Source organism: Heyndrickxia sp. MSNUG, from assembly GCF_049532715.1.
Classification (GTDB): domain Bacteria; phylum Bacillota; class Bacilli; order Bacillales; family Cytobacillaceae; genus Mesobacillus.
The window spans coordinates 1,992,669-2,004,986 of the sequence record NZ_CP150978.1; the positions used below are offsets into that span (position 1 = coordinate 1,992,669).

Consider the following 12,318-nt stretch of genomic DNA (forward strand, 5'->3'; position numbering starts at 1 on the left):
TTTTTAATTTTTTAAAAATAGTAGGAGTTTTTACGTTTAAATAGAATTAATATGAGTTGTTTATTTTTCCAAATTATAGAAGGAGGATATAAGGAACTTAAATTTACTCAAATTTCGATAGAAGAATTAACGATTCATGATATACAACTTGCGATGGTAAATGGAGAACTTACATCGAAAGAATTAGTGATGCATTACCTTTACAGGATTGCAAAGCTTGACCAGGATGGACCAAGGATCAACTCCATTCTTGAAATAAATCCTGACGCAATATTTATTGCGGAAGGCCTGGATGCAGAACGAAAGGCGAAAGGTCCAAAGGGGCCTTTGCATGGCATTCCTGTTCTGCTAAAAGACAATATTGAAACAATGGACTATATGCATACAAGTGCAGGGACGCTCGCTCTGGAAAACCATATAAGCGAGAGGGATGCATTCCTTGTTAAAAAACTCCGTGATGCTGGAGCTGTCATATTGGGCAAAACGAATATGACTGAATTGGCAAATGGGATGTCTCGGACGATGTGGGCAGGGTACAGTGCCCGGGGCGGACAGACATTGAATCCGTATGGGCCTGGTGAATTTTTTGTAGGAGGATCAAGTTCGGGTTCTGCTGCTGCAGTTGCCGCAAATTTTACAGTATTGTCAGTTGGTACAGAAACAGATGCTTCCATTTTAAGCCCGGCTGTACAAAATTCAGTGGTTGGCCTGAAGCCAACAGTAGGTTTGATCAGCCGTTCAGGCATCATTCCTTTTACATATACACAGGATACAGCGGGACCAATTGCAAGGAATGTTACGGATGCAGCCGTTTTACTTGGAGCTATGGCAGGTTATGATTCCAATGATTCAGCGACGGTTAAACTTGGAAGCAAACAACTGGAGGACTATACTAAGTGTTTAGATGCAAATGGCTTAATAGGTGCGCGAATTGGGGTTTATAGGGGGGCGGAAAAGGATTTTCGTGAACCAAGTGAGTATGATGAAACCCTGTTTAGCAATGTTATTTCCGTCCTTGGAAGACAGGGAGCGGAAGTCGTTCAGGACATAGAGATTCCATCATTCAAAAGAGAATGGAGCTGGTCTGTGCCTTCTCATGAAATGAAACATAGTCTGGATAATTATCTTGCAAAACTGCCAGCATACGTCCCAGTCCATTCGGCTGCTGAACTGATTCTGTATAACAGGAAGCATGAAGAGAAGGCCTTAAAGTACGGTCAAAACATGCTCGAATACAGAGAGAAGTTCCCTAATACGTTAAAAAGTCCTGAATACCTACTATCCAAATTGGAGGACCTCTATTATTCTCAGGAACAGGGGATTGATTATGCCTTGAAGAAATATGGCCTTGATGCAATAATATTCCCAGCATATATTTGTTCAACAATTTGTGCCAAGGCAGGGTACCCAGCCATTACGGTACCTGCCGGTTATATGGAAAACGGAAGACCATTCGGCATCACCTTCGCAAGCACTGCATTCAGCGAAGGCACTCTAATCAAATTAGCATACGCCTACGAACAAGCAACAAAACACCGAAAACCACCAAAACTAAATGCACATTATACACAAAATGCATAGAAACTGCATAAAGGGGTCTGACCCCCAACGCTTTAAAGGGATGAAGGGGGATTTGAAAATGGATGCGACGTTTTATTTGGATGGTGCTGTATTTAATTATAGGGTTGCGGCTGTTATAGTGAAGGATGGTCACGTGCTGATTCACAGACAAGGAACGGATTCTTACTGGGCTTTGCCTGGAGGAAGAGTGGAGGTTATGGAGGATTCTAAGACTAGTATCATCAGAGAAGTGAAAGAGGAATTAGGACTTGATGCGAAAGTGGAGCGCTTGCTTTGGTTTACGGAAAATTTCTTTGATTACAATGATAAAAATTATCATGAAATCGGGCTATATTATCAGGTTGAAATCGTAGATGATAGATTTACTTTTAGCACCGAACCCTTTTATGGTGAAGAGGGCGAACGATTAATATATCAGTGGGTTCCAGTTGAGAAGCTTGAAGAAATAATACTTTATCCTGAATTTCTTAAAGCCGCCCTTCTAGAACTGCCGTTAATTCCACAGCATTTGATCGTCAGAAAATAAAACATATAGAATCGAGGAGACAAATGTGATCTTACATATTATTTCAGAAGATGAATGGAAAAGAGCACAACTACAAGGGGCTCATACTCCGTCGAGTTTGGACGATGAGGGGTTTATACACTGTTCTACTCTAGAGCAGGTAAATTGGGTAGCCAACTCCTTTTTTACAGGACTCACTGATTTAATGCTTTTATATATAGACGCTGAAAAGGTAAAAGAGAGAGTTATATATGAAGACACAGCCAATACTGGCATGTTGTTTCCCCATATTTATGGTCCTTTGAATTTGGATGCGGTAATAAGGGCCGTGGCTATAAAGCCATCAAAAGATGGTTCCTTTGAGCTGCCTTTAGAAATTAATAAAGGATAGAAAAAATATGAAAGCAGCTTTTCACAGGCTGCTTATTTTTATGTGAAAAATGAAAGGAATTGTAATCCATTTAGCGAATTGTTAAATCTAGGTAATGAAAGACGGTAACTTATGATTATGAAGCAAACCGAATTAGGTTGTTTGGAGGTCCCGAATGGAATTTTATGATTTTCGAAAAGAAACAGGTCTGCATATTACAATGTACGAATCAGATTTTATCCTGTCACGAATAGCAAGGAATCAAACTCCGACCTCCATTGGAGTCATGCATTTATATAAAAATGGTCTTATCGGCTACCATCAGGCTACAAAACTTCAGCTTCTCCTGATATTGAGCGGAGAAGGATATGTTTGCAGTGAATCAAAAGAATTTTACAAAGTGAAACAGGGTGTGGCGGTGTTCTGGAATAAAGATGAGTGGCATGAAACGAAAACGGAACATGGAATGACAGCATTAGTGATTGAAAGTGATGAATTGAACCCTTCGGCATATATGGCTGTTGCGAATATGGATCTATGAGGAAATGATGAAATGAAACTTGTTCTGAAGATGGATGAGGTTAGGTTAGAGTTGTTCATGAAAAGTAAAAGGGGGTCTAAATAGCGGTGCGTAAATATCGTTCAAATACCTATTATCCTGATTTAGTTCAGGTCGCCAAGTCATTGGCAGAGCGAAGCGATTTCAGTCATTCGTGTACCGATGAAGCAGGAAGATTATTAAGGGTTTTGGCCGGGCAGGTGAAAGAAGGGAAAATCCTTGAGGTAGGAACCGGGCTTGGAGTAGGAAGCTCTTGGATGCTATCATCCATAGCGCCAGAAGTCCGATTTACATCAATAGATATTGATATAAAAAGAGTGGATTCAGTAAAAAAGCATATTAGGCATCCACAAGCAGAGTTCACTAATGGGGATTGGAAAGAAATCAGTGATAAAGGTCCGTTTCAGTTTATTTTCGCGGATGCGGCTATCGTAAAATCTGTAGAAGGGGATAAGCTTATTGAGATTTTAGGGATTGGCGGACTGTTATTTATGGATGATTTTACACCCGAAGAGCACTGGCCGGAAGAATGGCGGGGGGAACATGATCCAGTTCGCGAGTTCTGGCTGAATCATCCAAGCTTATCCTCCACCGAAATTTATCTGACTTCAACGACTGCGGCTATTTTAGCTACCAGGGTAAGATGAAATTACTCAAATCTATATGAAGGAGGCGATAGCTGTATGAACTGTAAAGAAATTCTTGTAGCTCAATTGAAGGCTTGCCATGAGCATGATACATGGTTTGTTTCAATCCAAAGTGCTCTCAGGGGACTAACTGCAGAATTGGCATCAGAAAAAACGAAGAACTCGGCCAATAGCATCCACGAAATCGTGAATCATTTAATTTACTATAATGAGAGATATTTAAACCGCTTTAATGGGATTACCAATCCTAAAGGGGTAGAAAGCAATGATGATACCTTTACTGAAAATGCCCATAGGAGCTGGCAGTCAACTGTAGAAACGATTGACCACATCATGTCTGAATGGATCATTTCTGTAAAAGACTCGCAGGAAGACAAGCTGCAGCAATGGGTCGCAGATCTTACCCATCTAACGATTCACACAACCTATCATATTGGCCAAATAGTCCATATTCGAAAAGAGCAGGGTTCTTGGAATCCTAGTAATGGGGTTCATTGAAATCTTAATACTTAATGAAAGCATTAAGGAAATAACACAAACTAACATGAAGAATCGGGTTGTTAGGTTAGATACTGTAATAACTCTAATGTATAGCTACTATCTTTTACATTTCAAGGTTCCCTTTTAGGGATTTTGGAGGTTATTTTAATTAGTATTTTTCTCTTTAATGATCATTGATCAAATTACTAAGAGAATTTAAAGGCGTTCCAGGAAGAACGCCTTAATTGTGTGTTAAAGATTCTTCAGGCACCCAAAGCCTGTCATATGAAATCAATTCAAATTGGTCATTAATTGTCAACCTGTATATATCTGGCTTGGTGGTCTGTTTCCAAAATTCATAATCATAACGTTGGTCAAAGAATTGCATGATACAAGTCATAATGTTCCCGTGGATGCCTATGGCTATTTTTTTACCCTTATATTTAGAAACCACATCACGAAGCGCTGAGACACCTCGCTGCTGAACCTCTGAATTGATTCTCCTCCAGGGAATTTGAAATGTGGCTCAGCAAATACCTTTTGCATCGCTTCAGAGGGGTTTTCAAAATAATGGTCCCTTGCTGCTAAATCACGTTCACGAAAACGTGAATCGATTTCAATATTCATTAGTAGATGTCTGGCAAGCCCTTCAACTGTCTGCCTAGCTCTTACGTAAGAACTTGAGATGATATGATCGATATCCTCTTTTAGTAAAATTTCCGTAATTCGTTCCGCATCCTTCCAGCCTTTTTCAGAGAGTTCGCGTGTTTCTTCATGCTCTAAAGTGAAGATGGAATGTGCGTGCCTAACCATATATATTTCCGTTGCCATAGTTTTATCTCCTTACAAAATCATAAAGCTATTTTCATTGCTTCTATCACTCTTGAAACATGTAAATCTTCCTTCATAACTACAATTGGAAACCATTTTACCTCCGTAAGCGTTTGTTCATCAGCGGTAAACTCAGGGTCGTACCCCAGCTGAGGCGTTTTATCGTCCAAAGGGCGAACTAAATAACATCTTTCTTCACCGCCGTTGTATTGCCTGGTGAATAAAAAACTCACGACTTCTACATCCAAATTCACCTCTTCTTTTACCTCGCGAATAACCGCGTCCTTAAAACTTTCTCCTTCCTAAGTCCTCCTCCGGGAAGAGTCCAAAAGGTTTTATCAGGGTAGATATGCTTTGTCATAAGGATAAGGTTATCTTTTATAATCGCTGCAAAGGCTCTTGGTCTGTCCATATTAATAGCCCCCTAAATGTAGTTACCATATTTTAACACTGTAAGCTGTGTTATTCCATGCGAATTTAAATGATTAGATGATATATTAATATTAAACTAGAAAGCCATTCATTGAAGAACGGCGACAAAGCAGACAACCTTTAACAATAAAATGTATAAAGATACAATTCACCTCAAATAGGGGGGATGACCATGGTGAAAACTGTGAATTTGCCGAATACGATCATTATTGGAGGAGGAATCGGCGGGCTTTCAGCTGCCATTGCCCTCGAGCAGCTGGGCGGGAAGGTTAAAGTATTCGAGAGAGCTTCCGAGCTAAAGGAAATGGGCGCAGGGATCGTGCTGGCTGCGAATGCCATGAAAGCATTGCAAAAGCTCGGAGTGGTAGATCAGGTACGCAAGGCTGGTTCTCCTGTAAAAAAAGCGGAAATCAGAACATGGGATGGCAAGCTGATCGTGAATGTGCCGACCCATAAACAGGCAGAGCAATATGGATCTTACAGTTATTTAATTCATCGATCAGAACTGCAAAGAATTTTATATGAAAAATTGAACCCTGGCACACTTGAACTAGGCAAGAAGTTAGTTCATATAGAAGAGAAGGAATCCTATATAGAAACAGCTTTTGGAGATGGCTCGAAATTTCAAGGAGATTTTCTGATCGGAGCGGATGGAGTCCATTCAGAAGTGAGAAATAGCCTATTTAAATCAATGCCTCTGAGATATTCTGGTTTTTCAGCTTTCCGCGGCATTTCACATTTCGAGGATCCCCGATTTCCCGTTGAATTGGGCGGAGGATTTGAAGCATGGGGTAAGGGTAAAAGATTTGGTTTTTCTCATCTGGGTGAAGGGCGAATATTCTGGTTTGCTGCCATCAATGCGCCGCAAGGTACACTGGTCCATTCTCAACAAAGAAAAAAGACAGTAATGGAATTATTTAAGGACTGGTGGCAGCCTATCAAAGCGGTTATCCGTTCAACAGAAGAATCGGACATACTTACTCATGATATCTTTGATCGAAGACCGCTCAATACATGGAGCAAAGGAAAAGCAACCTTGCTTGGAGATGCAGCGCACCCTATGCTGCCAAACCTTGGGCAAGGTGGAGCGCAGGCGATGGAAGATGCAATTGTTCTCGTCCGTTGTCTTAAAGAAAATCCTAATGATATTCGGAAAGCTTGCAGCAAATACGAAGAAATAAGAATTCCCCGAACCACAAAAATAGTACATGGATCGAGAATGATGGGCAATGTTATGCAGCTGGAGCATTCAGCTGCTGTTGCGAGCAGGAACATGTTTTTGCGTATCGTTCCGGATTCTATCCAAATTAAGCGCCTTAAATGGGTAGTTGGACATGAATTGTAGAGAGGCTGCAAAGAGTATAATGTCATGATTACTCAAATAGACGGATATAGATTTAACTTGTAAAGATTTATTTTTACTGTAAATAGTTTACGAGTTTCTATATAAGGAATAAGTACTAATTATAGAATCATAGAATAATTTCAACCGAAAAATGCTATAATACATGGTAGTTGTTATGTAAGGGGATAGTTTTTATGGAGAATTTTCTGGCAGAGCTTATGAAAGATCTTGAAAAGACGAATCAGGGGCATATTTTTTATCATTTTAGTGATAAGGAGAAATACCTCCAAAATGCCTTGCATTTCATTGTGTCTACCGTTAAAAATGGTTCTCACGTCTTTGTGGTTGAAAATGATCGGAATATCATTAGCTTGCATTCGAATTTGAAAGATATCTTAAATGATGAACAGTTTGAAACTGTACACTTTATTAACAACTTTGATTTTTACTATGCAAATGGGGATTTCCATGCTCAGACCATTTTTGATTATTTCAAAACAACTATAGAGCCTTATTTAGAATCACAAGTTCCAGTCTGCACATGGGGACTGATTGAATGGTCTGACGGTAATGATATTACGAATAGCATCGAACAATATGAAAATGATGTTGATATGCATATAAAAGATAAAGGGGTCATTTCAGTTTGTGCTTATGATGCGAACAGGACACCACGAGAACTAGTAGAAATCCTGATTAGATGCCATGGAATCATGCTTACTGATGATCAAGTACATTATTTGAGGGACCAAAAAACCATTTAAATAAAATGTTGAAGCTGCCGATTGGCAGCTTTTTTTATATGGAAATGTTGGATTTTGGAAATATAGCAGGAATTTACTACTCTTTTTAGAATAATTGAAAGAAGGGGGTGTTTAATATGAACCTAGAGCAATTTGAAGACTCTATAAAAAGATTATTTCATCACGATTTATTGGAAAGATTAGATGACGACTTTGGTTTCACCAATAGGTCGAATAATACTATATCGGTAATTGGATATTCTACTAACTTATCGATGGAGATCATTGCGAAGGCTGCGGAAAATAATGCAGATCTGTTGTTAACGCATCATGATGCCTGGGATTTTGTTTATGGATTAAGAGAGGAATGTATGAAAAAACTTATTGAGCATAATATCAGCCATTTTTGGATTCACGGCCCATTAGATTATATAGATTTTGGGACATGCACATCGCTTATGGACAAATTAGGTGTTGACCAATTATTGAAACCTTCTATTTTTACAGAGGGCGGTGAAACTCCCGGAATAGGTGAGTTTAAGGTGCCTCTGGGTTTCGATCTCTTCGTGGACAAAATGTCCAATGAATTAAGTGAGCCCATCAGAGCATGGAGAAATAATGATAAAGAGATAAAAAGGGTTGGTGTACTGACAGGGGCAGGTCATGCAACTAATCATCTAAAAACTGCCTTTGATGAAGGCTGTGATACATATATTACGGGTGAAGCAACCCTTTATACAATCCAGTACGCTCAATTCGCAGGAATAAACCTTTTGGTCGGAAGTCATACATACACAGAAATTTTCGGCGTAGAAAGTTTAGCGAGGAAAATGCAAGATTTAAATGATGATATCAAAATTGTTAGATTGAATGAAAGTCATTTTGAATTAGGCCCAAACGATTAATTACAATTGAAATCGCTCATAACCACGTTTTTGAAAGGAGGATATTCTATGATTTATGAGATGACTTACCAGTTACGGGTATCAAACTTTAGCGAAGGATTAAACTGGTATAAATCGTTACTAAATAAAGAACCGGATCTTACTCCTCATGAAGGCTTTGCAGAGTGGGAGCTTTTGCCCCAATGTTGGCTTCAAGTGGCTGAGGGTGCACCATCTGAAGGAAGTGGACCTCTTCGGTTAGGCGTATTATCAATAGAGGAAACCAGAAACAGAATGATAAATGAGTTAAATGTAGATTACTTTGAGATTTTCACTAGAGAAGATGTACCTGTTAAATGGGCAACATTCACTGACCCTTGGGGAAATCGCCTAGGTTTCTTTGAATATAAAAAGGAAGACACATTCAAAACGATCATTTTGTAGAAGGATAACTACATTTGGTTTGATAATTTTGGAGGTTAAGATCACTGATCGCAAACTCTTCAGAACAATCTAATTGGAAACTAATAAATTGAAATTTATAAATACCCTTGGATAGTTCCAATAAATGCTGTTATAAGATGGGGTGAATTAATGGCTGAAAAATCGATTGTTTTAGTTGCGAGTGTATCGATATTTAAAGAAAAGAAAGTATTAATGATCAAGGAAAAGAAGCCAAGTGCGTATAATAAGTGGAATTTTCCATCAGGTCGTATTGAGTATATGGAAGGCATTCTTGATGCTGCCTGCAGGGAAGTAAAAGAGGAAACTGGTTATGATGTTAGTCTTACGGGCACAACCGGTGTGTATAATTTTATAAGCAGTTCTAATGATCAAGTCATCCTATTTCATTTTACTGGTGAAATTATCGGAGGTGCTCTAGAGCTCCAAGAGGATGAGATAGCAGATGCAAAATGGGTCGCTATTGAGGGAATATTAACTAATGATTACGGCGAACTGAGGGATGAATCTGTTATTAGGAAAATTGCGAACAGTTTATTGAAGAAAGAAATCTACGCATTAGATATTTTTAGTAAGCAGCTTTCAGGAAACAGAGAAAACTAGAAGTCCTGCTGACAAAATGGAGGAGAAACCATGGGTAATGCCATAAATTATAAAATTTGGACAGTTTGTATGATTCAAAATGAAGATATGGTTTTGCTTCTCGATCGTCAGCATGACCATTTTAAGGGATATATTCCCCCGGGGGCAAAGTTGTATTTTCAGAAAGTATTGTTGAAACTTCTTAACGATCAATTCATAAGCATTGGGGAGTAAAACAGTTATGTCCATTACTGAACAGGAATCTGTTTCATTAGATTTTTTCAAGCCAGAATATACTGCTTTATTAGAAGATTACGATCTGCATGATAGTCAGAAAAAATATACGGCGATGCCTCTTGAAGCTTTAATAATGTGTAAAATGGATCGTGAACGTCATCCTGTCGTCATTTTTTATGGCAATGAGCTGGCGGGTTTTTTTGTACTTCACGGCAGGGAGGGAGCGAAGGAATTTAGTGATAATAAGGATGCAATTCTTTTACGAGCATATTCCGTCAATGCAACTTTTCAGGGGAAGGGAATAGCAAAAAAATCAATGAGTTTATTGCCGTCATTTGTAAGAAAGCACTTCCCAACAAAAAATGAAATCATCCTGGCTGTTAATCATGCAAATGAGATTGCTCAGAAGGTGTATTTGAACGGCGGTTTTATTGATAAAGGGATTCGAGCACTGGGAAGGGAAGGAGAAATGTTTATCCTTCATCTGAATCTCTTTGCGGAATCTAAAGGTATCAGAATATCAATTTGCGAATAAAATTTTAACAATTTATCTTTTTACCTGGGGGAATTAAATAGATGTCCAAAACTGTCTTACTAGTGATAGATGCACAAGTGGGGATCATTGAGGGTCCTTCCATCGGGCCTGTTTATAAAAAAGAAGCGCTAATGCAAGTGATGACAAATGTGATTAAAAATGCCAGAGAAAGTAATGTGCCGGTTGTCTATATTCAAGATCTAGATGTTGGAAGTGATAATCCTGAACAGCATAGCATTCATCCTGACATTCTTCCATTAACAACGGATACTGTCATAAAGAAGAAAGCTACAAATGCATTTTTCATGACTTGTCTCAAAAAAACCTTGGACGAATTGCAATGTGAACATTTAGTGGTCATTGGGGTGAAGACTGAGTATTGTGTGGACACCACTGCAAGAAGCGCGACCACTCTTGGCTATGATGTTACGTTAGTGGCAGATGGTCATTCAACAACAGATAATAAGGTTTTGAGAGCTGAGCAAATCATCTCTCACCATAATTGCAATTTGCACGGACTCGATAATATTGATCATTTTGTATTTGTAAGGGATTCACATGAGGATATATTTGAACATAAGCATTTAGAATACAAGTAAGGAACGAAGAGTTAATCAACGAATAGATGAAATAAATCTTTATCATCTGAAATGATCTTGAAAATGTATGAGTAGTACTATGTTACACAGCTGCTGCTTTGTTAATAATTGAGGTATACGGTAAAAAAGAGTGAATCTTTTCCCAGCCTGGTAACGTAAATTTACTAAGTGCATTTCTAGTTGGTTTAATCAGAATGGGGGAATTGGAGATGGTGGAAGCACCAGGTGACTTTATGTTTACAGCTGTACCTATTTTTATAGGGGTTATCTTTGTCATTGTGATTGGCTTCTTTATTTTTGCGATCATTAACGGAATCTCAACTTGGAGTAAGAATAATAATCAGCCGCGTTTAAATGCAAATTCAAAAGTAGTCACAAAAAGAACGAGCATTCATGGCGGCGGAGAAACGAATGCACACAATAGTTATTTTGTTACTTTTGAGTTCGAAAGCGGGGACAGACTGGAGCTTCTTGTGAATGGCCGCGAGTATGGCCAGCTTGTAGAAGGCGACGAGGGAGAACTTCAATTTCAGGGCACAAGATATTTAGGATTTACCCGGTATCGGTATGAAGAATAATGATTAATCAATGAGTTGCTGAGCAGCTCTTTTTTTTATGTCTTAAATTGTTAATGAATTCCTAATGGTTTGAGATATTTAGGAAATACTATTTACAAAAATCAACAGAGGAGGAGAAACCTTGCCACGAAAGTCAGCAGTAATCAATGAAAATACAGAGAAGCAACGAGGTGAGGAAGTACCGCTTGAAGATGGAGACGAGGAAACCAAGGAGAAAACTGAAATTCACAATCTCAATCGCCTGCTTGCGGCAGTTCTGAATTATTTATCTGACGATGAAGTGGAAGTAATTGATATTGAATACCTTCTCCAAAATACTGAGGGTTTGCAGGAGTGGTGGGATCAATATAAAGAGAAGAACAGGAAAAAAATTGAAGAAGAAATAAAAAAATCCCTAGGTAATCTGTCTATGGAAGAGCTAGAAAGCATCCGAGAGAAGATTAAAGGGAAAGACAAATAATATATATAAAGGATTTGCCTATGGTCGGACTATTAATTTCAGTAATCATATTTAATCTTATAGCAGTTAAAGTAAACAAAAAACTTACATTGAGCCAGGTTGTCCAGATTTGGACCTTTACAATCGCATTTCAAAATGTTTTTGATTTAATTGTGGAGTTCAAATTTCATAGCTACTGGTACTTTACACCTGGGGTTGATTGGGCAGGTTTAATCCCGAGAACTATTTTAATCCCCCCAGTGAATATTATTTTTCTGAATTTATATCCGTTTGGAAAAAGTGCCATTAAAAGAATCCTTTTTGTTGCTTTATTTGTCGCTGTCATCCTTCTATATGAACTTGCAGCTTTGCTTCCCCAACCATGGGGATACTTCCATTATGGGTCGTGGAAAATAGAGTATTCACTAATTGCGGATCCTATTATTTTATATTTTTTGCTTGGGTTTTATAAATGGATTAGTTTTCTCGACAGCAAGAGTAACGCATAA

Annotated in this window: 19 protein-coding genes and 1 pseudogene; 17 read left to right on the top strand and 3 right to left on the bottom strand. The window is 38.6% G+C overall.

Annotated features, from left to right (window positions below; genetic code table 11):
• The first annotated feature begins 51 nt into the window (after nucleotides 1-51).
• The 6 genes from AABM38_RS09820 to AABM38_RS09845 all read left to right on the top strand — a co-directional run bounded on the left by AABM38_RS09820 (nucleotide 52) and on the right by AABM38_RS09845 (nucleotide 4,160).
• The gene (locus AABM38_RS09820) at nucleotides 52-1,581 is read left to right on the top strand and encodes an amidase family protein (RefSeq protein ID WP_423410195.1); all 1,530 of its coding nucleotides are present in this window, start codon (nucleotides 52-54) and stop codon (nucleotides 1,579-1,581) included.
• Nucleotides 1,582-1,639: 58 nt separating this feature from the next.
• On the top strand, nucleotides 1,640-2,107 hold the full coding sequence (locus AABM38_RS09825; RefSeq protein WP_423410196.1) for an NUDIX hydrolase: 468 nt from the start codon (nucleotides 1,640-1,642) through the stop codon (nucleotides 2,105-2,107).
• Nucleotides 2,108-2,132: 25 nt separating this feature from the next.
• Nucleotides 2,133-2,477, top strand: a complete 345-nt coding sequence (locus AABM38_RS09830) for a DUF952 domain-containing protein (RefSeq protein WP_423410197.1) — start codon at nucleotides 2,133-2,135, stop codon at nucleotides 2,475-2,477.
• 154 nt (nucleotides 2,478-2,631) lie between these two features.
• Nucleotides 2,632-2,997 carry a cupin gene (locus AABM38_RS09835; RefSeq protein WP_423410198.1) on the top strand — a complete coding sequence of 122 codons (366 nt, stop codon included), beginning with the start codon at nucleotides 2,632-2,634 and terminating at the stop codon, nucleotides 2,995-2,997.
• 86 nt (nucleotides 2,998-3,083) lie between these two features.
• Nucleotides 3,084-3,662 (top strand): O-methyltransferase, encoded by a 579-nt coding sequence (locus AABM38_RS09840; protein WP_423410199.1) that lies wholly within the window; start codon nucleotides 3,084-3,086, stop codon nucleotides 3,660-3,662.
• A gap of 36 nt (nucleotides 3,663-3,698) precedes the next feature.
• A complete protein-coding gene (locus AABM38_RS09845; protein WP_423410200.1) occupies nucleotides 3,699-4,160 on the top strand; it encodes a DinB family protein in 462 nt (153 codons plus the stop codon).
• A 405-nt stretch (nucleotides 4,161-4,565) separates the two neighbouring features.
• On the opposite strand, the gene AABM38_RS09850 is transcribed toward AABM38_RS09845, so the two are convergent.
• From AABM38_RS09850 to AABM38_RS09860, 3 genes are read right to left on the bottom strand one after another with little or no spacing between them, the layout of a single operon-like run.
• Nucleotides 4,566-4,973: a histidine phosphatase family protein gene (locus AABM38_RS09850; protein ID WP_423410201.1), complete on the bottom strand. Its 408-nt coding sequence runs from the start codon at nucleotides 4,971-4,973 to the stop codon at nucleotides 4,566-4,568.
• A gap of 20 nt (nucleotides 4,974-4,993) precedes the next feature.
• Nucleotides 4,994-5,221 (bottom strand): hypothetical protein, encoded by a 228-nt coding sequence (locus AABM38_RS09855; protein ID WP_423410202.1) that lies wholly within the window; start codon nucleotides 5,219-5,221, stop codon nucleotides 4,994-4,996.
• A gap of 14 nt (nucleotides 5,222-5,235) precedes the next feature.
• Nucleotides 5,236-5,385, bottom strand: a complete 150-nt coding sequence (locus tag AABM38_RS09860; protein WP_423410203.1) for a hypothetical protein — start codon at nucleotides 5,383-5,385, stop codon at nucleotides 5,236-5,238.
• Between the two features lie 192 nt (nucleotides 5,386-5,577).
• Between AABM38_RS09860 and AABM38_RS09865 the strand changes: the two genes are divergently transcribed.
• The 11 genes and pseudogenes from AABM38_RS09865 (at nucleotide 5,578) to AABM38_RS09915 (ending at nucleotide 12,318) form a co-directional block, all read left to right on the top strand.
• Nucleotides 5,578-6,750: an FAD-dependent monooxygenase gene (locus AABM38_RS09865; protein ID WP_423410204.1), complete on the top strand. Its 1,173-nt coding sequence runs from the start codon at nucleotides 5,578-5,580 to the stop codon at nucleotides 6,748-6,750.
• Nucleotides 6,751-6,944: 194 nt separating this feature from the next.
• Complete coding sequence (locus tag AABM38_RS09870) at nucleotides 6,945-7,514, top strand: MEDS domain-containing protein (protein ID WP_423410205.1); 570 nt, start codon at nucleotides 6,945-6,947, stop codon at nucleotides 7,512-7,514.
• Nucleotides 7,515-7,630: 116 nt separating this feature from the next.
• On the top strand, nucleotides 7,631-8,398 hold the full coding sequence (locus AABM38_RS09875; protein WP_423410206.1) for a Nif3-like dinuclear metal center hexameric protein: 768 nt from the start codon (nucleotides 7,631-7,633) through the stop codon (nucleotides 8,396-8,398).
• A 48-nt stretch (nucleotides 8,399-8,446) separates the two neighbouring features.
• Nucleotides 8,447-8,821, top strand: coding sequence for a VOC family protein (locus tag AABM38_RS09880; protein WP_423410207.1), 375 nt, complete (start codon nucleotides 8,447-8,449; stop codon nucleotides 8,819-8,821).
• 150 nt (nucleotides 8,822-8,971) lie between these two features.
• A complete protein-coding gene (locus AABM38_RS09885) occupies nucleotides 8,972-9,442 on the top strand; it encodes an NUDIX hydrolase (protein ID WP_423410208.1) in 471 nt (156 codons plus the stop codon).
• A gap of 30 nt (nucleotides 9,443-9,472) precedes the next feature.
• A pseudogene (locus AABM38_RS09890) lies at nucleotides 9,473-9,601 on the top strand (DNA mismatch repair protein MutT); the annotation flags it as partial.
• A 61-nt stretch (nucleotides 9,602-9,662) separates the two neighbouring features.
• Complete coding sequence (locus AABM38_RS09895) at nucleotides 9,663-10,193, top strand: GNAT family N-acetyltransferase (RefSeq protein WP_423410209.1); 531 nt, start codon at nucleotides 9,663-9,665, stop codon at nucleotides 10,191-10,193.
• Between the two features lie 41 nt (nucleotides 10,194-10,234).
• Nucleotides 10,235-10,792: an isochorismatase family protein gene (locus AABM38_RS09900; protein WP_423410210.1), complete on the top strand. Its 558-nt coding sequence runs from the start codon at nucleotides 10,235-10,237 to the stop codon at nucleotides 10,790-10,792.
• A 209-nt stretch (nucleotides 10,793-11,001) separates the two neighbouring features.
• Nucleotides 11,002-11,370: a DUF2500 domain-containing protein gene (locus AABM38_RS09905; RefSeq protein ID WP_423410211.1), complete on the top strand. Its 369-nt coding sequence runs from the start codon at nucleotides 11,002-11,004 to the stop codon at nucleotides 11,368-11,370.
• Between the two features lie 121 nt (nucleotides 11,371-11,491).
• Nucleotides 11,492-11,830 (top strand): hypothetical protein, encoded by a 339-nt coding sequence (locus tag AABM38_RS09910; protein ID WP_423410212.1) that lies wholly within the window; start codon nucleotides 11,492-11,494, stop codon nucleotides 11,828-11,830.
• Between the two features lie 20 nt (nucleotides 11,831-11,850).
• Nucleotides 11,851-12,318 (top strand): hypothetical protein, encoded by a 468-nt coding sequence (locus tag AABM38_RS09915; protein ID WP_423410213.1) that lies wholly within the window; start codon nucleotides 11,851-11,853, stop codon nucleotides 12,316-12,318.

Bases quoted from the DNA above. Each gene is read 5' to 3' on its own strand.
- AABM38_RS09850 (WP_423410201.1), bottom strand. From the start codon at position 4,973: ATGGCAACGGAAATATATATGGTTAGGCACGCACATTCCATCTTCACT.
- AABM38_RS09880 (WP_423410207.1), top strand. From the start codon at position 8,447: ATGATTTATGAGATGACTTACCAGTTACGGGTATCAAACTTTAGCGAA.
- AABM38_RS09870 (WP_423410205.1), top strand. From the start codon at position 6,945: ATGGAGAATTTTCTGGCAGAGCTTATGAAAGATCTTGAAAAGACGAAT.
- AABM38_RS09915 (WP_423410213.1), top strand. From the start codon at position 11,851: ATGGTCGGACTATTAATTTCAGTAATCATATTTAATCTTATAGCAGTT.
- AABM38_RS09835 (WP_423410198.1), top strand. From the start codon at position 2,632: ATGGAATTTTATGATTTTCGAAAAGAAACAGGTCTGCATATTACAATG.
- AABM38_RS09900 (WP_423410210.1), top strand. From the start codon at position 10,235: ATGTCCAAAACTGTCTTACTAGTGATAGATGCACAAGTGGGGATCATT.
- AABM38_RS09895 (WP_423410209.1), top strand. From the start codon at position 9,663: ATGTCCATTACTGAACAGGAATCTGTTTCATTAGATTTTTTCAAGCCA.
- AABM38_RS09820 (WP_423410195.1), top strand. From the start codon at position 52: ATGAGTTGTTTATTTTTCCAAATTATAGAAGGAGGATATAAGGAACTT.
- AABM38_RS09865 (WP_423410204.1), top strand. From the start codon at position 5,578: ATGGTGAAAACTGTGAATTTGCCGAATACGATCATTATTGGAGGAGGA.
- AABM38_RS09875 (WP_423410206.1), top strand. From the start codon at position 7,631: ATGAACCTAGAGCAATTTGAAGACTCTATAAAAAGATTATTTCATCAC.
- AABM38_RS09885 (WP_423410208.1), top strand. From the start codon at position 8,972: ATGGCTGAAAAATCGATTGTTTTAGTTGCGAGTGTATCGATATTTAAA.
- AABM38_RS09845 (WP_423410200.1), top strand. From the start codon at position 3,699: ATGAACTGTAAAGAAATTCTTGTAGCTCAATTGAAGGCTTGCCATGAG.
- AABM38_RS09905 (WP_423410211.1), top strand. From the start codon at position 11,002: ATGGTGGAAGCACCAGGTGACTTTATGTTTACAGCTGTACCTATTTTT.
- AABM38_RS09860 (WP_423410203.1), bottom strand. From the start codon at position 5,385: ATGGACAGACCAAGAGCCTTTGCAGCGATTATAAAAGATAACCTTATC.
- AABM38_RS09825 (WP_423410196.1), top strand. From the start codon at position 1,640: ATGGATGCGACGTTTTATTTGGATGGTGCTGTATTTAATTATAGGGTT.